The sequence below is a fragment of the Bacillus infantis NRRL B-14911 genome (genome assembly GCF_000473245.1).
GTDB classification, from domain to species: domain Bacteria; phylum Bacillota; class Bacilli; order Bacillales; family Cytobacillaceae; genus Bacillus_AB; species Bacillus_AB infantis.
This window is the reverse complement of record NC_022524.1, coordinates 1,417,667-1,443,655: the sequence shown is the minus strand read 5'-3', so window position 1 is coordinate 1,443,655 and position 25,989 is coordinate 1,417,667. Positions and strand designations below refer to the sequence as shown.

Below are 25,989 nucleotides of genomic sequence, written 5' to 3'. Positions count from 1 at the left end.
CTACCTCCTCAGCTTTGGATCCAGTGCATCCTGCAGGCCGTCCCCGAGAACATTAAAAGCAAACATCGTCATGGAGATGAAAAAGGCAGGAAAGAACAGCCTCCACCAATGGCCGGAAAGGATAGTTGACAGCCCGTCATTGGCCATTACTCCCCAGCTGGCAAACGGTGCCTGGATTCCCAGGCCAAGAAAGCTCAGGAAAGCTTCTGCAAATATGGCCGACGGCACGGTCAGCGTGAGCTGGACGATGATCGGGCCCATTGTATTAGGCAGGAGATTCTTTCTGATGATCCTCGATGTCTTTGTTCCAAAGGTTTTGGATGCCAGTATAAATTCATAATTTTTGATTTGCATGACCTGTCCCCTGACAATCCGGGCCATTCCAATCCAGCCTGTAACTGACAAGGCGACAATGATGGTCGTCAGGCCAGGGCCCATTACGACTGCAAGAAGAATAACAACCAGCAGATATGGCAGGCCGTACAGGACTTCAATGATCCGCATCATCAGGTTGTCTGCCATGCCTCCTTTATAGCCGGCAATGCCTCCATAGATGACTCCGATCATAAAATCCAGCAGGGCCGCAATCACCGCTACGAACAGTGAGACCCTGGCGCCATACCAGGTTCTTGTGAACACATCCCGCCCCAATTCATCTGTGCCGAACCAGTGGCTGGAGGATGGAGGGAGATTCTGTTCGGTCAGCTTAGAGCTTTCGACCGAATGGGGTGAAATGACCGGTCCAAAAATAGCCATAAAGAGCAGAAAGATGAGAAATACGAGTCCGGCCATTGCCAGCTTGTTGCGCGACAGCCGCCTCCACGAATCCTGCCAGTAGGAAAGGCTTGGCCTCACTACTGCCTCAGCTTCCCCCTCTTCTTTCGAACGGGGCGTAAACCACTCATCAGGAATTTCCGGGGAAACGCTGCGCTCCTGCTGTTTTCGCAATTCCATTATCGTCCCTCCCTTTTACTCAGCTTAATGCGGGGATCGAGTACGCCATAGGCGAAATCCACCAGAAACAGCATGAAGATAAGTACGGCGCTATAAAAAACGGTTGTTCCCATGATGACGGGATAGTCCCGGTTTCCGATGCTTTCAATAAAATACTTGCCCATCCCCGGTATGGCAAAGATCTTCTCGATGACAAAGGTGCCGGTCAAAATGCTAGCCGCCATGGTGCCAAGCACCGTGACAACAGGAAGCAATGCGTTTCTCAGTGCATGTTTGAATACGATTTTTACCGGTGTAAGTCCCTTTGCCTTGGCCGTCCTGATATAATCCTGGGTCAGCACTTCGAGCATGCTTGCCCTTGTCAGCCTTGCAATGATTGCCATCGGGCCGGTTGCGAGAGCCAGTGTCGGGAGAATCATATGCCTCCAGCTGGTCCATGTAGCTGCGGGAAGCAGGTCCCAATTGACAGCAACCTGCTGGATCAGCAGCGTTGCCAGAACAAAGTTGGGAACTGATATGCCAAGCACAGCGATGGTCATCGCCAGATAGTCAATGAATCCGTTATGCCTGAGTGCTGCGATGATGCCAAGCACGATCCCCGAAAAGACTGCCAGGAGCAAAGTCCACATCCCAAGTTCAAATGACACCGGAAAGCCCCTGCTCAGCATGTCATTGACTGTCTGTGACGACTTTTTGATAGAAGGTCCGAAATCCAGCGTTATAAGCGACTTCAGGTAAGTTGCATATTGGACAGGAAGCGGTTCATCCAGATGATAATAGGCCTCCAGGTTCTTCTGGACAGCTTCGCTCGTCGCCCTTTCTTCGTTGAAAGGAGAACCAGGGATGCTGTGCATCAGGAAAAAGGTAAGCGTGATGATCAGCCATAGTGTAACAAGCATCGATAAAAGTCTTTTGAGTATATAACTATTCATCCCGGCCACTTCCTAACAAAATGCCGTTCTCATGGCCAGCTCGGTCATGACCAGCATAGCCTGGTATGCTTCCAGAATATTTTTTGCCTGGAACCGGACAGTTGTCGTTCCTTTTTCTATTTCCGTACCAGGCATAAGCCCTGCCCATTCTGCCTGGCCGTAGTTTGCAAATTCAATCCTCAGGAGAGGGGCATCCGGCGGGACAAGCGGTTTAACCTTTTCCCTGTTTTCGATAGCAGCGGCGGTTTTTTCTTTCAAAAGCATTCCGGCCTTAGCCGGTGTGAGGGTTTTTACAGCCGAACGGGAAATGGTCTGTTTTACAACGGCTGTCGTTACATTCGGAATAAGCTCTTCGGCTTCTTTGGCCGCCCTGTCATCGCCTGCAACCATGATCACCGGTACTCCAAAATGGCCTGCCACATATGCGTTGAATCCCAGCTCCCCGACTGCTGTGTCATTTATGTATATATTCCGGACACCGAATATCATGGTGTGAGACATTACACCTTCCATGGATGCCCGTGCATGATAGCCAGCGAATATAGCACCTGAGAATTCAGAATTTAAACCCTGGACCATGCTGAAAGGCTTAACATCCCCTGTGATCAGCTGGGTTTCCGGGTGCATCCTCTCAACAAGAAGATTATTCATTTTGGAATGGCTGTCATTCACCAGCACCTCAGTAGCACCGCGGTCAAAAGCTTCTGAAACAATAAAATTTGCTTCGTCTGTCATAATGATGCGGCTTCTTTCGTAATTATGCCTGGAAGAATCAACATGGGTATAATCAGACAGCCCGGTTATGCCTTCCATATCAACCGATAGATATATTTTCATAGACTCTCCACACTTTCAAATATTTTGAATTTTCTTACTATTATAGCGGATAAATTACTATATTTCAATAGCGTTATGAATAGAACTTAGGCTATTAAAAAAATCCAGCTGCCAGAGAGAGTCTCTAACAGCTGGATTTTATCTGGGTTCAGCAGAAAAAGCAGCTATACATTTAAATTTATTCCGGCTATTTGCTTGTACTTTATGCTGGCATTCTTAAAAGCAACCATCAGCGCTTTCTGGGAAGAACCAAAATACCGCGCTTCTATTTCAGAAAGGATGCCTTCTTCCTCCAGCATGGATTTCCCTGCAAACAATGACTTAACAAACAGGGAAGTCAGCCCAATTGTTGAAGAGCATTCTGCATCTTCAATCTTATGTGTGTCCCTGTCAATGACGAGTGCAATGAAAAAACCATTGTATTTCTGCATGATCGGATTATTGGAGGATGTCTTGCTGTCTCCAATAATATACACTGTGCTGTCCTGATACATATTGCCCTCCTGCGGCGCGGGGATATTATATGAGGCATTTATGCGGGAACATAAATATTCATTATAATGCACACGCCCTTATGGAAATTGTAATATAACAGAGACTGCTTTGACAATTATTTTTATGGATTTTTCTAAATTTTTTATCTATTCAAGCTTCAATAGTTATTAGAAAGGACCAAAAAGTCCCTTCATCTGTATCTTTCCTCCTTAAACGGATCGGCGGTCATGGAGTAGCCAAGCTCCTCCCAGAAGCCTTCTTCATCGTCTTTCATAAAACGGATGCCGGATACCCATTTTGAGCCTTTCCACAAATAGAAAGAGGCTGGAGGTATGAATCTCAGCGGGTAGCCATGCTTAGGGGATATTTCCTGCCATTCATGGTTTTCATCCTTCCATCTGTATACAAACAGGGCGTCATTGCCTAGAAGGTCCCCCAGAGGCAGGTTTGCAGAGTAGCCAAAACGGTCCCCGTTATAATACCCGTATATCTTTATATATTTGACATCTTCCTTGATATTGACCAGCTGCAGCAGTTCCCTTAAAGCGATGCCTTCAAACCTGGTCCCAAACTTGGACCAGGTAGTCACACAATGCATATCAATGCTGGACACCGTTTTTGGCAGCATCATCATTTCAGCATATGACAGGGAAACCTCCTCTTCTACCTCTCCAAAGAGCCTGAAATCCCAAGAAGCTTCATCAAATTCATAAACATCGCCCTGGTGGAGAACAGGCCATTTTTCAGTTTCAAATTGCCCTGGCGGCAGCACCCGCTTCACTGTCATCATCCTTTACAATTATATTTTCATTAAGAATAACCTTTGCAGCTTCCTCCCGCAAGAAATCCCCTTTACCAATCACTTTTTCAGGCAGTCCTCCCCGCAAATACCCAATGGGATATAAGCCTGGCCAGCGGGATTTTTCCGGTTTAAATCATAATATTTTGAGAGACTAATTACTGCTGATAAAATAGACATGAGCTGATGAACTGCAGCAGCCGCCATTCCAGAAGAAAGAAGTGACAATATGTCTGAGAATAAAAAGTTAAGCGATATTAAATATTCTGTACTTGATCTTTCACCTATCAATGAAGGCAGTACAGCAGCGGTTTCATTGAAGAATACTCTGGACCTCGCACAGCATGCCGAAAAATGGGGCTATACGCGCTATTGGCTTGCAGAGCATCATAATATGGCAGGGATCGCCAGCTCTGCTACTTCTGTTGTGATCGGACATGTCGCCGGGGGAACCTCTAGCATCAGGGTTGGTTCCGGCGGAATTATGCTTCCGAACCATGCACCGCTTGTCATAGCAGAGCAGTTCGGTACATTGGAATCTCTTTATCCGGGCAGAATTGACCTTGGTCTCGGGCGTGCGCCGGGCACTGACCAGCTAACAGCACATGCATTGCGCAGGGACCGCGGAAACGATGGACAGGATTTCCCTGAACAGCTTGAAGAACTCCGGGAGTATTTTGAAGCAGAGTCGCCGGCTGAAAGGAAAAGAGTAAGAGCCATTCCAGGCGAAGGCTTGAATATACCGATCTGGCTTTTGGGCTCAAGCGGCTTCAGCGCCAGGCTCTCTGCCCAGCTGGGACTGCCTTTTGCGTTTGCCAGCCACTTCTCTCCTGATAATACCCTGCCTGCCCTTCAGCTTTACCGAAGCCATTTTACGCCATCAGATGAACTATCTGAGCCTTATGCAATGGTAGGGGTCAATGTGATTGCCGCTGATACACAGGAAGAAGCTGAAAGGCTCGCCACTAGCATGCAGCAGCAGTTCCTTAATTTGATCCGCAATACACCAGGTGCCCTGAAGCCGCCTGTCGACAACATGGATGAACTATGGAGTGAATACGAAAAGGCTCTGCTGCAGCAGCAGCTTGGCTCATCCATTATTGGCGATGCAGAAACGGTGCAGAAGAAGCTGCAGGAATTCCTGGACAAAACTCAGGCTAATGAATTCATGGTCAACGCCCAAATTTATGATCACAAAGCCCGCTTGCGGTCATTTGAAATTGTTAGTGAGATCATGAAAAAACAGTAAACAAAAAGGGCTGCCGATAAATCTCGGCAGCCCTTTTTTGCTTCTATACTAAATATCATCAAAAAAAGATGCGTGGCATTATACTGCCACGCATCCTTCAGTATGATCTGAGAGGGATTCGAACCCCCGACCCCTTCCCTGTCAAGGAAGTATTCTCCCGCTGAACTATCAGATCGTGTCTTAACTACATATTTAATTATATTCATTTTCGGGGCAAAGTCAATACTATTTCAGATATTTTTTCGTTTTAATATATTTTTTATTTTGCGGTTTGGAGAACGTCTCCATTGCCTAAAGAGGCATGTGACAGTTCCCCTTAACCAATTTGTTAAATATGAATCCTCAATCGATGTCCATTCACGCTTCCTTTTTTAAAAATAAACGAACCCCCGCAGCAGCTGCTGCCAAACAGTAAGCCACTATAATCAGACTGTCTTTAAGCAATGGTGCCAGTTTAGCCGCAATGTCCCCCTGGCTTAGATAACTCAGCGCCCTCATGACAGGGGGCAGCAGCCACAGGAACCAGGAAGCTCCCTTCCACTCATCTGCAGCTGATTCTGCTGCTAATGAAGCTGTAAGTATGAGAACAGCGGCCAGCCAGGCATACCTTTTATCCGCGTTCAGTCCGCCAGAGAAAAGCATTGATACAAGCAGGCCCAGAATCGCCAGCATAATATGGGCATAGAAAGCCAGCAGGTAAAAAGAAATCTCCATTTCCAATCTAAAGCTTCCTGTGATCACAGGAAAGTAGATAGCAAATATCATGAGCGGCAGGGAGGAGACAAACACAGCAGCTGCCTTGCCAGCAAGGTATTTCTTTTTGCTGCCCAGGTGTGACATAAGGATAAACTTTTCCTGTTCCTGATCCAAGGAAAAGAAAAGCATGCCCAGCCAGGCTGTACACAAATATAAAGCAATCGATGAGACCGCGTAGCTGCTAAGGACGGGTGCCCCTTCGTAGGTGTACAATACGAAAATCCAGACCAGGTAAACAGTATACGGAGGCAGGAATCTGTAAGATCTGATTACACTTCTGAGCTGATACTGAAGGAAAGCCATCAAAGCGCTCCCCCCCTTTCTATCACTTCAACAATTGAACAGCCAGAATCAAGAAGGCTTTTTAGAAGGACGTCTGATGCCGAAGCTGCTTCTTTAATAATAAACAGGTTATGGTCCAATTGGCTATACTGAACAGCTGGCAACTCTTTTAGGATTGAAATATGCGGGACTAGGGCTTTTATGTATTTTACGGCTTCTGCAACATTATTAACATCAGATACAACAGAACCATTTTCCAATTCAATCACCCTGTCCGCCGCCTCTCTGACAAGGAAGTTTTCATGAGCAGTAAAAGCAATGGCCATTTTTCCTTTAAGGCCTGGAAGGTACCTGAGGAATGCCTGCTGGGCTTCCTCGTCCAGACCGGTCAATGGCTCATCCAGGAGGAGAACATCCGGCTGCAGCAGAAGGGCCTGGATAATCCCAGCCTTCTGCATCGTTCCCTTAGAACAATTCTTCAAGGGAGTTTCCAGAAACCCTTCTGCATTGAATAACTCAGCATAATATTCAATCTCTTCCTCAAGCTCTGACTTCGTTCGGCCTCCCATTCTTCCTGCAGACAAAAGAAACTCTCTCATCCTGAACCGATTTTGATCAGGGAAATGTTCAGGAACAAACCCGATCTTCTTGGTCCTCCTTTTTACGCTTCCGGCAGTAGGTTCAAAAAAACCTGCCATCAGTTTCAATAAGGTGCTTTTCCCAGAGCCATTGTGCCCGATTATAGCTGCCCGTTCACCCTCATCCAGCTTTAAATTAATATTAGTGAGAATCATCTTCCCTTTTATGTTTTTCTCTGCCTCAATTAATTCAATCATATGCTTATTCATAGTAATCCCCTAGTCGATTTTCTTTAAAGCAAGCACCGATATATCATGTGACTCTAAAATGTAAAAAAATGAAAAAAAGTTAAGCCTCATACTTGAAAAAGAACATTTGTTCGCATATAATAAAAATACAAGAAATGAAAGCCCTAAGAAGGCTTAATGGGAGGAAAACTAAATGAAAGGCATTTTATACAGATCAATGGAAAAAAATATGGCTATACAGGTAATCTATCTTTCCGCCAAGAACAAGCTGACACAAAGGAAGATTTTAGTAAAGGATATAAATGGGACTACCGTTCTTGCCTATTGCTTCACAAGAAGGCAAATGAGAATCTTCAAGCTCGAAAACATTCTTTCGCTCATGCCGGAAAAAGAGCAGACATACCGTAAAATCAGCTAATTTCAATATTTGTATTGGGATTAGCTCTTCTGCTTTGGCCACCTATATTTCGCCTCCGCCCCACTCGATTTGCAATCAAGCTATGTTAATATTCAAAAATCTTCCTCCACATCCATATTATCACAATTTTAATCATTCAAAAAAGGAGCCCGATTGGACTCCCTTTGTAATTCAGCCTGCAGTCTGCGGCTTTAGTGAATCATCCCTTTTAATAACGAACTGAAGGATGATAAGAGCTGCAAATGAAACAAGGCCGATTATATCTGTTAAAGTTTCTGGATAGATGAGGCATAAACCACCAACAATGCCGATTATGCGTTCAAACCACCACAGCCTTCTGAACCAGTAGCCGATAACACCTGACCCGATAGCCATCATTCCCGCAAGAGCAGTAAAGACTACCCAGACCAGATAATACCATGTTGTATCAATCATTAACAATTCAGGCGAAAGAACGAACATATACGGAATGATAAAGGCCGCGATCGCCAGCTTCGCCGAATTGACCCCGGTCTTGATCGGCTCCCCTCCGGATACACCAGCGGCTGCGAAGGCTGCAAGTGCAACTGGCGGTGTAATATCGGCAATGATGCCAAAATAAAAGACAAACAGGTGGGCTGATAAATCAGGCACACCAAGCAAAATGATGGCAGGTGCCGCGATGGTTGATGTAATGACGTAGTTTGCTGTCGTCGGTGAACCCATCCCGAGGACGATGGCAGCCAGCATCGTGAGCATAAGCGTCGGTATTAAAGCACCGCCGGCCAGATCAAGCAGTCCATTTGCCAGCTTCAGCCCCAGCCCTGTCTTGGTTACCACACCGACGATAATGCCGGCAGCTGCGGTTGCAGCGGCTACACCAAGGGCAGTTCTTGCACCGTCAACGAGCGCGTCAATAGCATCTTTAAAATTAATCCTGGTTTCTTTTTTGATAGCGCTGACTGCTATTGTAATGAGGATAGACCAGAGAGCGGCCCTAATTACACTCATACCGCTCATAAGCAGGACGACCACTGCCAGGATAGGCAGCAGCAGATAGATTTTGCTCAGCACTTTTTTGCGGTTTGGCATTTCTTCTTTCTTCAGGCCCCTGAGCCCTATTCTTTTCGCTTCAAAGTGGGTCATGATCCATATCCCCGTGAAATAAAGAAGGGCAGGAATCGCTGCTGCTTTGGCAATATCCCAGTAGGTGATGCCTCCGCCAATGAATTCGACCATCAGGAAGGCCGCAGCCCCCATGATTGGCGGCATCAGCTGTCCGCCTGTAGAAGCTGCTGCCTCAACCGCTCCGGCAAATTCCTTCTTGTATCCAAGCTTTTTCATCATCGGGATTGTAAAAGAACCTGAAGTTACCACATTGGCAACTGAGCTCCCGCTGATCGTACCCTGAAGTGCACTGGAGAAGATCGCTACCTTCGCAGGCCCGCCTGTCCTTTTTCCGGCAATGCTGACAGCCAGATCATTGAAATATTGCCCCACACCCGTTTTTACCAGGAACGACCCGAACAGCAGGAACAGGAAAATGAAGGTGGCAGAAACTCCGAGGGGCGTACCCAATATCCCTTCGGTTGTAAAGAACATCGTCTGCACCAGCCTTTGGAGATCCAAGCCTCTGTGCGCAAGGAATCCGGGCATATAAGGACCGTATAAGGCATACGCAAGAAAAAGGGCAGCAATGATGGTTATAGGAAGCCCGACTGCCCTCCTGGTTGCCTCAAGGACAAGGATGATTGCTGTAAGTCCAATATAAAAATCAAGATCAGTCAAACGGCCGACCCTCATAACGATTTCATCAATCATAAGCGGCCAGTATGCCCCTACTGCAACCGCAGCAATGGCAAGGATTAAATCATACCAAGCTACCTTATGCTTTTTCCCCCTGTCCTTTTTCCTCGCCGGGAAAAGAAGAAAAATAAGCGCAAGTGCAAATCCCAAGTGGATGGAACGCTGTAGCTGCGCTGTCAATACACCGAATATTCCAGTGTAAAGCTGAAATAGGGAGAAGGACAGCAAGCCTAAAAAGACAATCCATCCCAGCACTCCCTTCAGCTTTCGCGTCCCCGCTTCGGGATCATATTTTTCGAGCAGCTCCTGCTGCTGTTCCTGAGTCAGTGTTTCTCCTTTATTGCTCAAGGATATTCACTCCTTCCAACTGCTGGTAAATGTTTATTTTATCAATTGTAAATCTTACCCATGTTCCCGGCTCGATAAAACCTGCCATAGGATACTCGGTTCCGTTATATATAATTCTATGATTTGCCCTGACCTTGCCTGTCCGCATATCAAAATGAGGGAATACTCTATTCATATTCCGGATATAGTATTTCCCGTCCTTTTGTTCAAATACCTCACCTGCGGAAGCGTTGTCAGGCATGCCGATCGCAAAATCTTCATACATAAGCTCGTATTGCCGGATCTTCAAATCCTTTGTTGGTTTATAGCTCTCTACCACATCTGAAAGATGGATTGAATGGGTATATTTTATTTTAAAAATTTCTTCCTCGGTGAAAGGGATATAGGCAAGCACTTTGCCTGTATTTTGGTATTGAATTACAAGTGCTTTTTTGTAAGGGATAAAGATAATAATTGCAATGGCAGCAATTAAGAGGGGAAGCAGCAATAATGCTCTCTTCAATCTAGTTCGTTTTTTCATCAGGACCCCCTGTTAGAAAATGGGATGAAGGCCAACACCTTCACCTGGCCCATCTCTCATTGGGCTAAGGCTGACTTAAACTTCAGGTCCTCTTAAAGAGAATTGACCGGCGCGGTAACCTGTTCAGGTTTGCGGCGCCGGCCAGGGTGAAGCCATTTAGAAAAATCAGCAGACTATTCGGCTTTTACGCCTTTTTCGTCAAAATACTTCTGAGCTCCCGGGTGCACATCGATGCCTACCCCATTAAGAGCACTTTCAGCTGTAATCAATTTGCCTTTTGCGTGTGTGATCTTGTCTGTGTTTTCAAAGATAGCCTTAGTAATGTCGTAAACCGTATCTTCAGACAGGTCATTTGCCACGACAAGCATCGCCTGTACAGCAACAGTTGCTACTGCATCAGAGAGTCCGTAAGTTCCAGATGGGACTTCATCCTGGATATAATAAGGGTACTTCTCAATCAGAGCATCAATTTTGTCTTGTTCGATAGGAACAATGACAACTTCTTCAGTTGCTGAAAGACCTTCAACAGCACCAGTAGGAGTTCCGGCAGTTACGAAAGCCGCATCGATAGTTCCATCCTGGATACCTGCAGTAGACTCGTCAAAAGAAAGATCCTGCTTGTCGATGTCATCAAATGTCATCCCATGCACTTCAAGGATCTGTTCTGCATTCGGGTTCGTGCCTGAACCTGGAGCACCGACAGAAACCTTCTTGCCTTTCAAATCCTCAACAGATTTGATGCCGGATTTAGCTGTAGTGACGATTTGAATCGTTTCAGGATAAAGCGTTCCGATAGCGCTGACATTGTCAACAGCAGAACCTTCAAACATCAGCTTTCCATCTTTTGCATATGAGGCAATATCAGTTTGTGAAAAAGCAATTTCAGCATTTCCATCCTTAAGCGTATTCATGTTCTCGGCAGAAGCGCCTGATGTTTCAGCATTGGCCTGGATGCCGGTTTCATCGGAAATGATATCCGCAAATGCGCCTCCAAGCGGGAAGTATGTACCGCCGGTTCCACCGGTAACGATGCTGAGGAATTTAGGCTTTTCTGATCCGCCTTCCCCTCCATTGTCTGAACCGCCTTCATCTGAATTGCCGCCGCAGGCAGCAAGAATCATAGAAAGCGCCAGCAGCAATGCTGCTGAAAGTAGAAAACTTTTTCTTTTCATAGAATTTCCCCCTCTGTTTTTATTTAGAATTTCTCAAGTTTATTTTAACATAAACTTTTGCACAATTGTCAATTACCATCCCCTGGTCGGTCCTAAAACCAATAGCGGGGCGGTTATGCCGGCAAGGAAAACTGTCTTTGCCTTCAATGTTGAAGAGTTATTAATATTCATGGATTAAGATTGGATTTATTATCCAATAATAACATATTACTGCAATAGGCTGAACCAATAAGGTGCACAGATTGGGCAATTCTTAAATTCTTATGTTAGAATTCCTTTTAAAAGGCTTACAAAGCTGTTAATGGAGGTCTGGAATGGAAATTCAAAAAGGAACGATAAAAGAAATCTCTTTTCAGAGCAGGGAGCTGGGAGAAGAGCTGGATATACTTATCTATCTTCCTCCCTCTTATTCTCCTCTTTATAAATATTCCCTTCTCATTGCCCAGGATGGAAAGGATTATTTCCAAATGGGACGGGCAGGACGGGCAGCGGACGAGCTCCTTCACAAAAGAGAAATAGAAAACGTTATCATTGTGGGCATCCCTTATAAAAATGTGCATGACCGCAGAAGCAAATATCATCCGGAGGGAGATAAACACAGGGCGTACATACGATTCCTGGCACATGAGCTCGTGCCTTACCTTGATGCAGAATTCCCTACTTATCAAATGGGGCAGGGCCGCATTTTGGCCGGAGACTCACTTGGCGCTTCAGTCTCGCTCCTGGCTTCGCTGGAATATCCGCATACATTCGGGAAAACAATCCTTCAATCTCCTTATGTGGACGAAAGCATCCTTAAAGCTGCCCGGAGCTTTCCAACCCCCGGCCTGCTGAATATCTATCATGTAGTCGGCACGCAAGAGACAGAAGTAAAAACGACTAAAGGAGAAATAGAAGACTTCCTTACACCAAATAGAAGTCTCTCATCCATATTATCTGAGAGAGGTTTTCAATATTTCTACGACGAATTCGAAGGCAATCATACCTGGAAATACTGGCAGCCGGACTTTAAAAGAGCTTTGAAGCACATGCTTTAAGAAAAGCGGAGGCGACTGTTCTATCGAGGAACGCGGACTAAGTACGCCGCGTCCTGCGGCAACGCCCTCAAGCACAAGACGCATTAGCAAAAAAGGCGTCCTCAGCCTTCAATCCTAAGACATTTTATTGATTTTCAAAAACAATCGGCCTTAAAAAAGCACCTGTTATATCATTGAAGTCGGAAAATTTGTTATAATAGATAAACAAATCTTATATATGTGCTTATCATTTTTATCAATGGAGGTATTCAGGATGAAATATGGAATAGTTATATTTCCTGCAAAGAAACTTCAAGATCTGGCCAATTCCTATCGGAAGCGCTATGATCCGCATTATGCTCTCATTCCGCCGCACTTGACACTGAAAGGTGCTTTTGAGGCAACTGATGAGCAGGCTGAATCGCTTTCCGAAAAGCTTCATAAAGCAGCTGAGAATGCTAGGCCTTTTAATATGAAGGTCAATAAGTTCAGCTCTTTTCAACCGGTCAACAACGTGATTTACCTTAAGGTTGAACCAGATGATTACCTGGATGCACTCCACACGGAAATCAATCAAATATTTCCCGGGGGCGAAAATCAGGAATATGCATTTGTTCCCCATATTACAGTCGGGCAAAAGCTCTCGGATGACGAGCATTCCGATGTCTTCGGCTCACTCCGCATGGAGCGTGTCAACTATGAGGAAACAATCGACCGCTTCCATCTGCTCTATCAGCTGGAAAACGGTTCTTGGACAGTATATGAAACATTTCGTTTTGGAAAGGAATTTTAAATCGTGATCGTAAAAAAAGCAGTTGAACAGCAAGAGATTGAAGATGTATATAATATCAGGCGAATCGTCTTTATAGACGAACAGCAGGTCCCAGAAGAAGAAGAGTATGATGAGTTCGAAAAGGAAGCCGTCCATATCATTCTCTACGATGACAGCCACCTCCCGGCAGCAGCCGGAAGGTACAGAGTCGTAGATGGGGTCGGGAAGGCTGAAAGGATCTGCGTCCTCAAAGATTCCCGCAAAATTGGGGCTGGCAAGGCTGTCATGGATAAAATCGAAGAGCTTGCCAGAGAGCAGGAACTTCCTGCTGTTAAGCTGAATGCCCAGACACAGGCCATCCCTTTTTACAGCAAACTGGGCTATGAAGTGGTCTCTGAGGAATTTATGGATGCTGGCATCCCTCACCGCACAATGAAAAAGTACTTATAAAAACCCGGGCGCCCTTATTTCAGGGCGCCTTTCCTATTGAAAAATACTCTTCCCAGTCAATAATTTCCTCCATGTCCGTACATACTATGAAAATAATAAGGACGAAAAGGAGTTATAGCCATGGAATATCTGCATATTTTCGCAGAGCTGGTTGTGGGTTTTGCCGCCCTTTTTTTAATCACTAAGTTCCTGGGCAAAACACAGATCACCCAAATCACAACCTTTGACTTTGTTTCAGCCCTTGTTTTGGGAGAACTGGTGGGAAATGCATTATTTGATAAGGAGATCGGCCTGGGGCAAATCCTGTTTGCCGTCTTCTTATGGGGAGTATTGATTTATTTCACTGAGTATTTGACACAGAGATATAAAAGAATGCGCCGTTTTTTAGAGGGAGAACCATCGATCGTCATTAAAAAGGGGAAGATTGTATACGACTCTTTAAAGAAGAATCACCTTGACATCAATCAGCTGCAGCATCTATTGAGGTCCAAGGATATTTTTTCAATACGCGAATGCGAGTATGCGATACTTGAAACAGATGGGACAGTAAGCGTGCTTAAGAAACCGGAATACAGCTCCCCTGCAGCCAAGGATTTCAAAATCCAGCTGCAGCCGGAAGAACTTCCAGTCACCCTGGTGCTTGACGGTGAAATTGTCACCGATAATCTGCATATGATCCATTGGGATGAAAGCAGGCTTCAAACCGAACTGAAGGGATGGGGAGCTAAAACGGTCAAAGATGTGCTTTACGCTGAATGGAAAAAGGGAGAGCCCCTGCATGTGCAGACCTTCTAGGCTCTCCCTTTCTTTACGTCCCTTAAATTGATTCGCTGAATAGTGTCCCTTTACCTGTCATGTCCCCGTACACTCTTTCAACAGTCCGTTCATTTACCTTCCTCGCCGGCTTTTCCTCCGAGTATCGGGTCTCAGCAGGACGCGAAAATTGAAACAGCTGCTCCGGCTGGAACCATTGTGTGTCATTTTCCACTCTGTTCACCCTTGAAACTGGATAAAGCCGGAACGGATCCTGCTTTTTATCCAAGTCCCTCACAGCATACTGATTGTATTGATAATGATTGAAAGGCACGATATACCCCATTGTCCATTCCTCCATTTCAAGGTCTTTTCCAGACTTTGCCGAAAATGTATATTTTCCTTCCTATACCCCTTGGCCCGCGTGATAAACTGAGGAAACTCCTTTTTTTAAATCACTTGTTTTGTTATGATAGACTTCGCCGGCTTCGGCATGTTTACGGGTATAAAATATTTATTTTTTCCAGGTGGAAACCCAGGTTTATGGGTATTCAATACATAATAGATGAACTAGAAAAACGGGGATGACTTTTCATGAAAACTGCTGTTTACCGGCAACAGACTATTAATATAGATAACTACAGCCGCGAAGAATTCCAAAAAATCTATGATGAAGGAAAGAAGGGCAATCTTTTCTGTCCTGCCTGCGGAGAGCGGGTGAGGATGTACTTGGGGATACAGGCTTCCCCCCACTTCTACCATCTTCACTCCAATGCTGAATGCCAGGATGCAGAGGAGACATTGAACGAGGTGAAAAAAGAGCCGGTTGAAGCGGAAATCTCCGCCGGCGGGTTCAGGCTGCCTAAATCGAGGACGATCACTGCTGAGACAATGCCTCCTCCTGTGTTCCAGGAAGCTTCATTTGTAAAAACAGGTGCCCCTTTCCAGTCTATGCCTCTTAAAAACAAAGCTGCCAGCGGATACCTGAAGGATCTCGCAGACAATGGATTCCAACTGGATGCTGCACAATCTGCTGCTGTATCTCATATCGACGGACCCCTGCTTGTTCTGGCCGGGGCAGGCAGCGGAAAGACGAGGGTTTTAACCACCCGTACTGCTTATATGCTCCAAGAGCTGAGAATAGACCCAAAATCCATCATGCTGGTTACTTTCACAGCTAAAGCTGCTGCTGAAATGAAAAGAAGGCTGATTGACTATCCAGGCATAAAGTCTGCCCAGGCACAGCAGCTCCTTGCCGGCACCTTCCACAGTATTTTTTACCGCATCCTCTCCTTTCATGACAGAGAAGGATGGAACTCTCAAAAGCTGCTAAAAAAAGAATGGCAGCGGGAGCAGATTTTAAAAGGGGCTGCAAAAGAGCTGAAAATCGATGAAAAGGACTTTGCTTTCGATCTGGCTCTGCAGAAAATCGGTTTCTGGAAGAACTCTCTTATTCTTCCACAGGACACAAAACCTGCAACTGATTGGGACAAAACGGTTACAGAATTATACAGGCTCTATGAAGAATATAAAGAGATTCACAGGCTCTTCGATTTTGATGATATGCTTCTTGGCTGTTACCGTCTTTTCCAGGAGCATCCCCATATTCTGGAGTCTTATCAAAACCGCTTTCACTATTTCCTTATTGATGAATTCCAGGATATCAATAAAGTCCAGTATGAGCTGATTAAGATGCTTTCCGCAAAAAGTAATAATGTTTGTGCAGTCGGAGATGATGATCAGTCTATTTATGCGTTCCGGGGAAGCGACCCTCGGTATCTGCTCGAATTTGATAAAGATTTCCCGGCTGCCAGCATCGTTGTGCTTGATCAGAACTACCGTTCCGCACATGAAATCGTGTCTGCGGCCAACAGCATCATTGTCAAAAACAAGCAGCGGCGCGACAAAAAGATGAAAGCCCAGTATTCAAAAGCAAGGAAGCCTCTCCTCTTTTTCCCGCTTGATGAGGAAGAAGAAGCGACGATGATCGTGACCGATATCCAGGAGAAGATTTCCCAGGGCGGAAGTCCAGGGGAATTTGCGTTATTATTCAGGACCCACGCAGGGATGAGGGCCATTTTTGAAAGGCTGGCCAATTCCAGCCTGCCATTCAGGATTGACCAGGATGCTGAATCATTTTACGATCGTTATTTAGTGAGGACCCTCCTGGCTTTCTTAAAATTGGCTCTTGATGAGGATAGCCAGGAATCCATCAAAAATATCCTCCCTGCGCTCTTCCTGAAGCAATCTGTACTGCAGGACTTGAAAGCAGAAAGCATACTGACCGACAGGACTCTTCTCGAGTGCCTTGCTGATGTGAAAACAGGATTTGCTTTTCAGGAGAAAAAGCTGGCAAGGGCTGTCCCATCGATTCGTTCCATCAAGTCGAAGAGTCCTGCAGCTGCCATTGATATGATAGAAAAAGAACTCGGATTCAATGACTTTCTTAAAAAACGCGGGCTGGAAGGCTCCAGTATGGAAAAAGGCTCAGATGATATTCGCGATTTAAAGGTTGCTGCCAACAATTTTGAGAGCCTAGCAGAATTTCTTGAGCATGCCGAGCATATGCGCGCCATGAATAAAGAAATGAAAAAGCCCGGCAATATAAGGGACAATAGCATAACACTCAGTACGATTCACCGCTCAAAAGGCCTTGAATATAAGACTGTTTATATTATCGGGGCTGTTGACGGGAGCATCCCCCATGACTTCGCCCTTGAAGCTTACAGGAATGGGGACCCTGACCCGATGGAAGAGGAAAGAAGGCTATTATATGTAGCGGTTACACGGGCACAGGAGGAGCTGTTCATATCTGTCCCGCAGAAAAGGCGGGGCAAAAAGGCGAGGACTTCCAGGTTTCTTGCACCGGTAAGGAGCTAAAATGGCATAAGAAGGCAAAGAAGGACTTGGCTCGCTCCAAGTCCTTTTCTGCAGATTATTTTTTATTGATCATCTGGCTGATTGTATTGAAATCCAGCTGTTTGCCGTCCGCGACGATGGATTGTACAATTTTATCTTCTGTTGCTTTTGGAACCGGCTTGTTGGCAATTTGGGATACCCTGCGGATTACGCTGCGGACAGTTTTTTCATCCTTGAAATTTGCATTCTGCAAAGAATTCGCCAGCTCCAGAATATCTTTCATATTAACGCCTGTTTTCTTCTCGATATTTTTAAAGAATCCATTATCCATGCTGAATTCAAGCCTCCTTCTTAAACTACTTTATATAGTATGAAGGAGGGCTGAAAAGGTGAAATGAATAAAAAGAAAAGCCTAAAAATTTGCCTTCAGCAGGTTTTAAGGCGTTAAAATCAGTTTGCCGCTCGTTTTCCTCCCCTGCATCTGTTCATGAACAAATGGAGCTTCCTCCAGGGGATAAATTCCGCCGACCGTCAGCTTCAATTTACCTTCTGCCAGGTAGCCGAGCAGTTCCTTCATGCTTGTATGAAGAAGCTCCGGCATTTTCATGATTTGCGGGAGGAAGAATCCAATCACAGACTGGTTCCGTGCCATCAGTGAGGATGGGTACATTCTGTATTGCTCTCCGCTTGCCACGCCATAGACGACAACCCTTCCAAACGGTGCGAGACACTTCATGGTTTTAGCGAAAACCTCTCCCCCGGCCATTTCAAGTGCCAGATCGGCCCCCTTGCCCTCTGTTGCTTCCCTTACTTTCTCCTCCCATCCGCTTTCTGTATAGTCCACCAGAACGTCAGCCCCCATATCCCCGGCCAGTCTGAGTTTTTGCTCTGAGCTGGCTGTCGCGATAATCTTTCCAGCGCCAAATATCCTGGCAAGCTGGACTGCCAGTGTTCCCACACCTCCAGCAGCTGCATGGACAAGAACATTTTCTCCTTTTTGAAGCCTCCCCATTGTCTTTAAAATGTGATAGGCGCTCAGTCCCTGGAGGGGCAGTGCCGCTGCCTCATGGAAGTCAAGTCCTTCCGGAATGGGAATGAGCCCCCTGCTGTCGGCAATGGCAAATTCCGAATATCCGCCGGATTCTATCAGTGCCACTACCCTGGTGCCCGGCACTATATCCGCCTTTTCTCCAACTGCCTTAACCACTCCAGCCACTTCCGCACCAGGAATGAAGGGGAGGGGGGTTTTTACTACATACTGGCCCTCTCTCCTTGCTGTATCGGCATAGTTAACGCCAATCGAGCGGATTTGAATCAGCACCTCATGTCCTCTTGGCTCTGGAACGTCCATTTCAACAAGCTTCAGGACATCAGGTCCTCCATATTCCTTTAACTGAATTGCCTTCATATAAGTTCCCCTCACTTTCCCTGGAATTGCGGCTTCCGTTTTTCTTTGAATGCTGCAATTCCCTCTAAATGATCTTCTGTTCCGGCCATCATCGTCTGGATAAGGCGTTCTTGTTCCAATACCCCCTCAAGTGTAGAGGCATGGGCGCCATCAATCAGCTTCTTCATCATCCCATATGCTTTGACAGGTCCTGATGCCAGCTTTTCTGCCACAGCCAACGCTTCTTCTCTCAGCTCCGTGCCAGGTACAATTCTGCTGACAATCCCCATCTGCAGCAGCCTGTCCGCAGGTATCGCTTCAGCCGTAAAGAAAAACTCCTTTGCAAGATGAGGCCCGATCAGCCGCGGCAGGAAAAATGATCCCCCTCCATCTGAAATAAGCCCCACTTGTGAAAAACTCATCGCAAAGCGGCTGTCATCTGCAGCAATGATCAAATCACATGCGAGTGCGAGATTGAAGCCAGCTCCTGCTGCGAATCCATGAACAGCAGCAATGACAGGCTTGCTGGCGGCTTTTATGCTTAAAATGCACTCATTGAGTTTCCCGATATGTTCATAGATTTCTGCCGGACCTGCCTGCCCCATTGTTTTTACGTCTCCGCCTGCAGAGAAAGATCTGCCTGCGCCGGATAAGACAATTGCTTTAATATCCTCATCCTGATCAGCCTGGCGGAATGCTTTAGTCAGGCCGGTAATCATTTCACTGCTGAAAGCATTCAGGCTGTCCGGTCTGTTCAGCGTTAATAGCAGAACACTGGCTTTTTTTTCAGAAAGCAGGTGCTGATTATCCATATTCTCTCCCCCAATCGGTTATATAAGGTTTGGACATGAGAAAACCTCAATCGGCATGCACAGCCGGTCCCCATTGCAAAACTCCTCAAGTTTTCTGCTGCTTCTAGCATACATAGCGGGTTGCTTGATAAATTCTTTCAGCAATTCTCCGGTTCCGGCTGAAGCCTCCCCCATTCAGCTCTATTCTTCTGAATCCTTTTTCAACAGCGGAGGCCAGTTTTTTTACATCTTCCCGTAATGCCAGTTCCGAAGAAAGGGTCCTGAAGGCTTTCTCACATTCCCACAATGCCTCTTCCAGATAAGATCTGGCCAGGTCAATTTTTTGTAAGGATGCTTCTTCCCCGGCTTTATTGATGCTTTTATATGTCCTGTAGACTGCCGACTCGGCCGCATATAAGGATATCGCCATATCAGAAAGCTTCATCAGCGTTTCCTGTTCCTCCGAAATCTGCTGGCCGTGAACCTGCAGGGCCAGGCCTGCTGCAAGCAGAAACGCATGTCTCATCAGGGAGACTGCCTCCCGCTCCATAGCCAGGACTCCATTAAGAGATGCAGGCTGCAGGATGGCGGATGCCGCTTCTTCGGTCAGCTCCCTGAAATCCACTTCTCCCTTTGCAGCTTTCTTAAACAAGCCTGCCGGAATGAGCAGCCGGTTGATTTCATTTGTGCCTTCAAAGATCCGGTTAATTCTGGAGTCCCTGTATATTTGTTCGATGCCATATTCTTTTATGAATCCGGCGCCCCCATAAAGCTGCAATGTTTCGTCTGCTGCATAATCAAGGGTTTCCGATCCAAATACCTTACAGACAGCACATTCTGAGGCATACTCGCTCATCCTCTTCCCTGCAAGGCGGGAATCAGGGCTGTCCCATACATCGCCCAGCGCCTCTTCAAGCAGTCCTGCTGTCCTGTATTGCATAGATTCAGAGGCATAGATCCTCGCTGCCATTTTTCCCACTTTTTCTTTTGTCGCATGGAAGTCAGCGATCTTTCGTCCAAACTGCCTCCGCTCCTGTGTATATTGTGCTGCTTTCTTCAGACTGTATTTGGCAGCTCCCATGCAGGCCGACCCTAGATTGAAGCGGCCCAAATTAAGGACGTTCAGGGCGATTACATGGCCTTTCCCCTGCTCCCCGAGCATATTTTCAGCAGGCACCTCGCAATCTTCCAAGATGACAGACCTGGTTGATGAACCTTTGATGCCCATTTTGTTTTCTTCAGGCCCCAGAACCAGGCCCGGAAAATCCTTTTCTAAGATAAAGGCAGTAAAATCCTTTCCATCAACCTTTGCATAAACGATGAAGGTATCTGAAAAAGCCGCATTAGTGATATAAAGCTTCGTCCCGTTCAGAATATAATGCGTCCCCGCTTCATTGAGGCGCGCCACAGTCTGGGAGGAAAGGGCGTCAGATCCTGCATTCGGCTCTGTCAGGCAATAGGCGCCGATATATTCTCCGGACGCCATCTTAGGCAGATATTTATTTTTTTGCTCTTCGGTTCCAAAATAGGTGATCGGCAGGGTGGCAATGCACGTATGGTTGGAATGGGCCACACCATAGCCGCTTGAGGCTCCGATATTTTCACCTACAATACCTTTAGTGATCTTATCCAATCCAAGCCCGCCGTACTGTTCAGGAATGCTGTGTGCCAGCAGTCCGAGATCCCCGGCTTTCTTCAGCAGCTCCTTCACCAGCCCGAAATCCTGGCTCTCGATTTCTTCCTTTAAAGGGGCCACTTCCTGCTCAATGAACTGCCTTGCTGAAGTGCCGATCATTTTGTGTTCTTCAGTAAAATCTTCTGGTGTAAACAATTGGCCTTCATCTATCTCCGATAACAGAAACCCGGAGCCCATGCTCTTTGTTTTTGCCATGCTGCTCACTCCTCCTTTTTTTTAAAAAATGCCTTCCTATTTGCACGCCTTTGCTGCCGAGATGAGTCCATTCTTATAAACTGGGACAATATGAATACTGTCTAAGCCGGCTGCAAAGGTAAGTTCATCACTGAGGCCATGGCGGGCCAGAAGGCCGCCGACATATGAATTTCCCAAGACTTCCTCGGCATTGTCCCGCTTTGTCTGAAAGAAGAGCAATGCCGCCAGAGCTGCATCCGTCAGCTCATAAGACTTCCTGCCTGTTTTTTGGAGGCAGTCAATCAAATGTCCTGCTCCATAGAAATCCTCAAGGCTGAATTCCCCTGAATTTCCTGCACAGATGATGACAATGGTGGGATCCCCATCTTCTTCACTGATCGCTTCCGCCACTGCAAAGTTATTTAATAGAGACGAAGCATATACCTTTTTTGCTGCATCTGCCTTTGCAAGGGCAACTGTCCCGTTGGTAGTTGCAAGGATCAGCGTCTTTCCGCTCACCTGCCGCCTAAGAACCTTCGGACTTGGATAAACAAAGCCTGCGACAGGTTGTGCGTCAGATTCCCCGGCAAGAAGCATCCCGCCGGAATCATCCTCGTCAAATCGGACTTTCGCTATTTCACAGCTTTCTGCCGGGATGACATGGGCTGCTCCGTCCTTTAATGCCGAAGTGATGCTTGTGGTTGCAAGCAGGATATCCAGCACAACAGCTATTTTGCTGCCTTCCCGCAGTTTCTGTTCATTGATTTCTTCTTTTTTCAGCAGCAGATGAATCTTGCCCATAGATGCCTCCCGGTAAAATACTGACTTGCATTTCTGTTATGCCTTTTCATAGGCAATACTTGAGCTGTGCTGGATAAGGCTTCTGACAAACCTGTCAAACTGGGAAAATCGCTTATCGGCTGTCTGCCCTTTTTTATAGCGGTAATAGATTTGCTGGCAGATGACAGCAAGCTTAAAGTAAGCGAAGGTCAGGTAGAAGTTCATGCCGCTTATATCCCTTCCGCTTCGCTTTGCATACGCTTCCATAAATTCCTTCCTGGAATAAAAGCCCTTCAAGGCAGTTACTGGCGGTTTGCCCAGGCCATATTTCAGCAGATCTGGGTCGTCCTCCTGAATCCAATAGCTCATGGCAGCCCCCAGGTCCGCAAGCGGGTCCCCAACCGTAGACATTTCCCAGTCGAACAGTCCTGTCATAGCTTCCAGTTTATGATCAAACATGCTGTTGTTCAGCTTATAGTCATAATGGATGATGCTATGGCCGCTCTCGGAAGGGATGTTTGCCGACAGCCATTTGATGAGCGCCGCTGCCTCTTTAATTTCCTCGGTCTTCGCTTTCTCGAAACGGCTGATCCATCCGTGGACCTGTCTCTCCATGAACCCTTCAGGACGGCTGATTTTTTCAAGGCCTGTATCCCGGTAAGGAAGAGAATGCAGCTCGGACAGCTTTTCGACCATGGTTTGTGACAGATGCTGGCAAAGCTCCACGGAAGGGGTGATATGCCCGGGAAACTCTGTATCCAATACAATCCCATTCTTTCTTTCCATCAGGAAGAATGGACTTCCGATGATGCTGTCGTCCCCCGTATAGATGAGTGGCTTGGGTGCTGGAGAGAACATGCTGTTCAATTCCTTCAGTATGATGAATTCACGTTCCATATCATGGGCTTTGGCAGCCACAGGGCCAAGGGGCGGACGTCTCAGGACTGCTTCCCAATCCCCCGACCTCAGCTGGTAGGTTAAATTGGAATGGCCGGCTGAAAATTGAAGGACTTCAAGAGGCCCGCCCGGGAATAAGTCCACATTGCTCTCCAGGAATCTGACAAGGCTGTCCAAATCCAGCTCTTCTCCTTTTCTTACCATTATTGTGTCTTTGCCGGCAGGCATGTACAGCGCCTCCTTTTTAAATTTTCAAATTATTCTTCTCGTGTAAATATCCTTTGAGCCCTTCCCTCAGGTCCTCCGGCAAGGAGCTGCTCTGCTGTGCTTCAAAGTCAAAATATACGATGACAGCATTTCCTTTGGCTATAGGCTCTTTTGTTTTCGCACAAAGGATTTCATGCTCCAGCTGAAAGCTCTTATTCCCTATTTTAGAAACATAAGTTGTGATGGCCAGTTTTTGATTGAAATAGCCCTGATTCAGAAAATCGCATTTAGTGGAAGCAAGGATGAAGCTCCACTTCCTGGTATCCATGCTGTAGCCAAGCGATTCGAAGAACTCTATCCTGGCTTCCTCCAAGTAAACGAAGTAACTTGTGTTATTCACATGGCCAAGGGCATCAGTTTCACAAAAACGGACTTTGACCTGCGTTTCCTGCATGGGGCATCCTCCCTTAGCGGTGCTTGAACTCCGCTTTTCTTTTTTCGATGAAAGCCTTGACTCCTTCTTTTATATCCTCCGTGCGGAACACCTCTTCAAACAGGCGGGCTTCAAGCTTTACGCCTTCTTCTAAAGTCCTGTCGAGACCTCCATCCACTGCCTGCTTGATTCTGGAAAGCGCCTGCAGTGAATGGCCGGCTATCTTGGCTGCAAGCTCTCTTGCACTTTGCATGCCCTCCCCCGAAGCTGCGACCTTATTGACAAGGCCGATCCTTGCAGCCTCTTCCGCTGAAACAGGCTCACCAGTATACATCAGTTCTTTGGCCTTTGCTTCACCAATCAGCCGGGGCAGCCTCTGGGTTCCTCCGCCGCCGGGAAAAAGGCCCAGCTTTATTTCCGGAAGGCCGATTTGAGCATGCTCCTCCGCGATCCTGATATCACATGCAAGGGCTAGCTCGCATCCTCCGCCGAACGTAAGGCCATTCAGGACAGCGATGACAGGCTTCGGGAATTGATCTATGCTGTTCAGCACTTCATGCGTAGACATTACCTCATCAATCATGCGGGGATTGCTCATCATCTCCGGAAATTCTTTAATGTCAGCACCTGCAACAAATGCTTTGTCTCCAGATCCAGTGAGAAGGACAGCCACCACCCCGTCATTGGTTCTAAGAGATTCAAAGGCTTCGCCCAGCTCCTGAAATACCTTTTTGCTCAGCACATTAAGCGGCGGATTCATGATTGTCAGTACAGCAGTTTTGTTTTCAAGATGAATATGCACATAATTTCCCATCAGCGCACCGCTCCCTCTTTCCCATACTCATACCAGCCTTTTCCTGTCTTTCTGCCCAGGTGGCCTTCCTTTACTTTTTCTTCAATACAGGCAGCAGGCTTATCCAGCGGATCACCCGTTTCTGCATACCGCTGCTCCATCACATAATAGCCGACATCAATTCCTGACAAGTCCATCAGCTCAAAGGGGCCGATCGGATGGTTAAGCGCCTTTCTGCAGATGATGTCAATATCCTTGTAGTCTGCAATGCCCTGTTCATATAATTGGACCGCTTCACGCTGCAGGGCCCCAAGAATACGGTTGGCGACAAACCCGGAAATCTCTTTTTTCAGGAGGACAGCAGTACGGTTGATGGCGTTGCAGACTTCCATCGCTGTCTCAGCCGTTTCTTCAGAAGTCCGGCTGCTCATGACAACCTCTACGCAATCCATAACCAGCGGCGGAAAGAAGAAATGCATATTGACTGTCTTTTCCGGCCTGTCTGCCGCATTGGCCAGCAGGCTGTTGACAATGGTTGAGCTGTTCGTCGCAAATATGGCATGCGGCGGCGCCATTTCCTCAAGCATTGAAAATACTTCTCTCTTGACCTCGAGCTTTTCAACGACCGCCTCAATGATAAAATCGGCAGACTTTACAGCTTCCCCAAAATCAGATGTGCAGCGGAGCCTGCTGAATGCAGCCTCTATCTGTTCTGATGGCAGTTTCCCTTTGGCTGCCCATTTATCCATAATTCCGCGGAGCTTTTCCTGAGCCTGATCCAATGCTTTTTCCTGCATGTCATGCAGGGTGGTTTCAAATCCTCCCAATGCACAGAGCATGGCGATTTGGTGGCCCATCTGTCCTGCACCAACCACGGTAATATTTTTCACTGTCAAAGCCATCAGCATTTCCCCCTTTTAATATCACTATCAGGTATACCCCTCCAGCTAGCAGGAAAGAGTCAGTTTCCTTTCCTGATTTAATTGGTGATTCCGTTCAAAACCATATCCGTGAATATGCGCGCCACTTCATAATCCGGGACGCTTCCGTTCGGGCTGAACCACTGGTAGCTCCAGTTAGCGGCACCCAGAATGCCGAATGTAATGATTGAGGCATTAAGATCCTCCCTGAACTCCCCGTTCCTGATGCCTTCTGATATCAGCGCTTCAATATTGGTCCTGAACCGGTCCCTCTTCGGGATAATCTGGCCCAGCCTCTCTTCACTCAGATTCCTGATTTCCCTGAAAAACACTTTGGCGCTTGCCCCCTGATTTTCGATGCTTCCGATCAGCATGGCGACAACATCATACAATTTACCTTTACAATCGGCATTGCTGTTTTTGAGGATTTTTTCCTGCTGTGACAGAAGATCATCTATATAACGGAGGTGTATATCCATCAGCAGTTCTTCCTTGCTTGAAAAATAATAATAGAAGGTTCCTTTGGTCACTCCGATTGAATCGACTATATCCTGGATTGATGTCTCGCTGAACCCTTTTTTGTCAAATAAGCGGATGCTTTGTTCTGTTATTTTTTCCTTCATAATGATGTCCTCTCAATCTTTGAATATCGCCAGGAATTATACCATGAATTGGATGTCTCTTTCT

At 46.6% G+C, this 25,989-nt stretch carries 28 protein-coding genes and 1 tRNA gene; 7 read left to right on the top strand and 22 right to left on the bottom strand.

Annotation, left to right across the window (positions count from 1 at the left end):
• The 5 genes from N288_RS07425 to N288_RS07405 form a co-directional block, all read right to left on the bottom strand.
• Entirely contained in the window at positions 1–954 is a 954-nt protein-coding gene (locus N288_RS07425; RefSeq protein WP_009794168.1) for an ABC transporter permease, read from the bottom strand.
• A complete protein-coding gene (locus N288_RS07420; RefSeq protein WP_022543623.1) occupies positions 954–1,886 on the bottom strand; it encodes an ABC transporter permease in 933 nt (310 codons plus the stop codon). Before N288_RS07420 ends, N288_RS07425 begins: the two co-directional genes overlap by 1 nt.
• A gap of 12 nt (positions 1,887–1,898) precedes the next feature.
• Positions 1,899–2,723, bottom strand: a complete 825-nt coding sequence (locus tag N288_RS07415; RefSeq protein ID WP_009794166.1) for a M55 family metallopeptidase — start codon at positions 2,721–2,723, stop codon at positions 1,899–1,901.
• 164 nt (positions 2,724–2,887) lie between these two features.
• Positions 2,888–3,217: a DUF3870 domain-containing protein gene (locus N288_RS07410; RefSeq protein WP_022543622.1), complete on the bottom strand. Its 330-nt coding sequence runs from the start codon at positions 3,215–3,217 to the stop codon at positions 2,888–2,890.
• A 191-nt stretch (positions 3,218–3,408) separates the two neighbouring features.
• Positions 3,409–3,999 (bottom strand): molybdopterin-dependent oxidoreductase, encoded by a 591-nt coding sequence (locus tag N288_RS07405; RefSeq protein WP_022543621.1) that lies wholly within the window; start codon positions 3,997–3,999, stop codon positions 3,409–3,411.
• Between the two features lie 247 nt (positions 4,000–4,246).
• Here N288_RS07405 and N288_RS07400 point away from each other — a divergent pair, with 247 nt between their 5' ends.
• A complete protein-coding gene (locus N288_RS07400) occupies positions 4,247–5,266 on the top strand; it encodes an LLM class flavin-dependent oxidoreductase (protein WP_009794162.1) in 1,020 nt (339 codons plus the stop codon).
• A 103-nt stretch (positions 5,267–5,369) separates the two neighbouring features.
• Here N288_RS07400 and N288_RS07395 read toward each other — a convergent pair.
• The 3 genes from N288_RS07395 to N288_RS07385 all read right to left on the bottom strand — a co-directional run bounded on the left by N288_RS07395 (position 5,370) and on the right by N288_RS07385 (position 7,152).
• A tRNA-Val gene (locus N288_RS07395) sits at positions 5,370–5,441 on the bottom strand.
• Positions 5,442–5,623: 182 nt separating this feature from the next.
• The gene (locus N288_RS07390) at positions 5,624–6,328 is read right to left on the bottom strand and encodes a hypothetical protein (RefSeq protein WP_022543620.1); all 705 of its coding nucleotides are present in this window, start codon (positions 6,326–6,328) and stop codon (positions 5,624–5,626) included.
• A complete protein-coding gene (locus N288_RS07385) occupies positions 6,325–7,152 on the bottom strand; it encodes an ATP-binding cassette domain-containing protein (protein ID WP_009794160.1) in 828 nt (275 codons plus the stop codon). The genes N288_RS07390 and N288_RS07385 overlap by 4 nt, the downstream gene beginning before the upstream one ends.
• A gap of 172 nt (positions 7,153–7,324) precedes the next feature.
• On the opposite strand from N288_RS07385, the gene N288_RS07380 reads away from it, so the two are divergent.
• A complete protein-coding gene (locus N288_RS07380; RefSeq protein WP_009794159.1) occupies positions 7,325–7,549 on the top strand; it encodes a hypothetical protein in 225 nt (74 codons plus the stop codon).
• A 171-nt stretch (positions 7,550–7,720) separates the two neighbouring features.
• Here the strand turns inward: N288_RS07380 and N288_RS07375 are convergent, their stop codons facing one another.
• The 3 genes from N288_RS07375 to N288_RS07365 all read right to left on the bottom strand — a co-directional run bounded on the left by N288_RS07375 (position 7,721) and on the right by N288_RS07365 (position 11,374).
• Positions 7,721–9,682, bottom strand: a complete 1,962-nt coding sequence (locus tag N288_RS07375) for a TRAP transporter permease (protein ID WP_009794158.1) — start codon at positions 9,680–9,682, stop codon at positions 7,721–7,723.
• Entirely contained in the window at positions 9,672–10,202 is a 531-nt protein-coding gene (locus N288_RS07370; protein WP_035402693.1) for a DUF1850 domain-containing protein, read from the bottom strand. The genes N288_RS07375 and N288_RS07370 overlap by 11 nt, the downstream gene beginning before the upstream one ends.
• Before the next feature lie 173 nt (positions 10,203–10,375).
• A complete protein-coding gene (locus N288_RS07365; protein WP_009794156.1) occupies positions 10,376–11,374 on the bottom strand; it encodes a TAXI family TRAP transporter solute-binding subunit in 999 nt (332 codons plus the stop codon).
• Positions 11,375–11,688: 314 nt separating this feature from the next.
• On the opposite strand from N288_RS07365, the gene N288_RS07360 reads away from it, so the two are divergent.
• The 4 genes from N288_RS07360 (at position 11,689) to N288_RS07345 (ending at position 14,407) form a co-directional block, all read left to right on the top strand.
• Complete coding sequence (locus tag N288_RS07360; protein WP_009794155.1) at positions 11,689–12,411, top strand: alpha/beta hydrolase; 723 nt, start codon at positions 11,689–11,691, stop codon at positions 12,409–12,411.
• Positions 12,412–12,664: 253 nt separating this feature from the next.
• The gene (locus N288_RS07355; RefSeq protein ID WP_022543619.1) at positions 12,665–13,183 is read left to right on the top strand and encodes a YjcG family protein; all 519 of its coding nucleotides are present in this window, start codon (positions 12,665–12,667) and stop codon (positions 13,181–13,183) included.
• Between the two features lie 3 nt (positions 13,184–13,186).
• Positions 13,187–13,612: a GNAT family N-acetyltransferase gene (locus tag N288_RS07350; protein WP_009794153.1), complete on the top strand. Its 426-nt coding sequence runs from the start codon at positions 13,187–13,189 to the stop codon at positions 13,610–13,612.
• Positions 13,613–13,732: 120 nt separating this feature from the next.
• Positions 13,733–14,407: a DUF421 domain-containing protein gene (locus tag N288_RS07345; protein WP_009794152.1), complete on the top strand. Its 675-nt coding sequence runs from the start codon at positions 13,733–13,735 to the stop codon at positions 14,405–14,407.
• A gap of 22 nt (positions 14,408–14,429) precedes the next feature.
• Here N288_RS07345 and N288_RS07340 read toward each other — a convergent pair whose 3' ends face one another.
• The gene (locus N288_RS07340; protein WP_022543618.1) at positions 14,430–14,711 is read right to left on the bottom strand and encodes a hypothetical protein; all 282 of its coding nucleotides are present in this window, start codon (positions 14,709–14,711) and stop codon (positions 14,430–14,432) included.
• A gap of 248 nt (positions 14,712–14,959) precedes the next feature.
• On the opposite strand from N288_RS07340, the gene N288_RS07335 reads away from it, so the two are divergent.
• Entirely contained in the window at positions 14,960–17,245 is a 2,286-nt protein-coding gene (locus N288_RS07335; protein WP_009794150.1) for a UvrD-helicase domain-containing protein, read from the top strand.
• Positions 17,246–17,300: 55 nt separating this feature from the next.
• On the opposite strand, the gene N288_RS07330 is transcribed toward N288_RS07335, so the two are convergent.
• The 10 genes from N288_RS07330 to N288_RS07285 all read right to left on the bottom strand — a co-directional run bounded on the left by N288_RS07330 (position 17,301) and on the right by N288_RS07285 (position 25,925).
• A complete protein-coding gene (locus N288_RS07330; protein WP_009794149.1) occupies positions 17,301–17,555 on the bottom strand; it encodes a stage VI sporulation protein F in 255 nt (84 codons plus the stop codon).
• Between the two features lie 105 nt (positions 17,556–17,660).
• Entirely contained in the window at positions 17,661–18,632 is a 972-nt protein-coding gene (locus N288_RS07325; RefSeq protein ID WP_009794148.1) for a quinone oxidoreductase family protein, read from the bottom strand.
• An 11-nt stretch (positions 18,633–18,643) separates the two neighbouring features.
• Positions 18,644–19,423: an enoyl-CoA hydratase/isomerase family protein gene (locus N288_RS07320; protein WP_009794147.1), complete on the bottom strand. Its 780-nt coding sequence runs from the start codon at positions 19,421–19,423 to the stop codon at positions 18,644–18,646.
• 103 nt (positions 19,424–19,526) lie between these two features.
• Positions 19,527–21,293 carry an acyl-CoA dehydrogenase family protein gene (locus N288_RS07315; protein ID WP_009794146.1) on the bottom strand — a complete coding sequence of 589 codons (1,767 nt, stop codon included), beginning with the start codon at positions 21,291–21,293 and terminating at the stop codon, positions 19,527–19,529.
• Positions 21,294–21,329: 36 nt separating this feature from the next.
• On the bottom strand, positions 21,330–22,073 hold the full coding sequence (locus tag N288_RS07310; protein ID WP_009794145.1) for a 2-phosphosulfolactate phosphatase: 744 nt from the start codon (positions 22,071–22,073) through the stop codon (positions 21,330–21,332).
• Between the two features lie 36 nt (positions 22,074–22,109).
• Positions 22,110–23,177 (bottom strand): phosphotransferase family protein, encoded by a 1,068-nt coding sequence (locus tag N288_RS07305; RefSeq protein WP_009794144.1) that lies wholly within the window; start codon positions 23,175–23,177, stop codon positions 22,110–22,112.
• 16 nt (positions 23,178–23,193) lie between these two features.
• Positions 23,194–23,610 carry an acyl-CoA thioesterase gene (locus N288_RS07300; RefSeq protein ID WP_009794143.1) on the bottom strand — a complete coding sequence of 139 codons (417 nt, stop codon included), beginning with the start codon at positions 23,608–23,610 and terminating at the stop codon, positions 23,194–23,196.
• A gap of 13 nt (positions 23,611–23,623) precedes the next feature.
• Entirely contained in the window at positions 23,624–24,403 is a 780-nt protein-coding gene (locus N288_RS07295) for an enoyl-CoA hydratase (protein WP_009794142.1), read from the bottom strand.
• Entirely contained in the window at positions 24,403–25,290 is an 888-nt protein-coding gene (locus N288_RS07290) for a 3-hydroxyacyl-CoA dehydrogenase family protein (protein WP_009794141.1), read from the bottom strand. Before N288_RS07290 ends, N288_RS07295 begins: the two co-directional genes overlap by 1 nt.
• Before the next feature lie 71 nt (positions 25,291–25,361).
• Positions 25,362–25,925, bottom strand: a complete 564-nt coding sequence (locus tag N288_RS07285; RefSeq protein WP_009794140.1) for a TetR/AcrR family transcriptional regulator — start codon at positions 25,923–25,925, stop codon at positions 25,362–25,364.
• Positions 25,926–25,989: the final 64 nt, after the last annotated feature.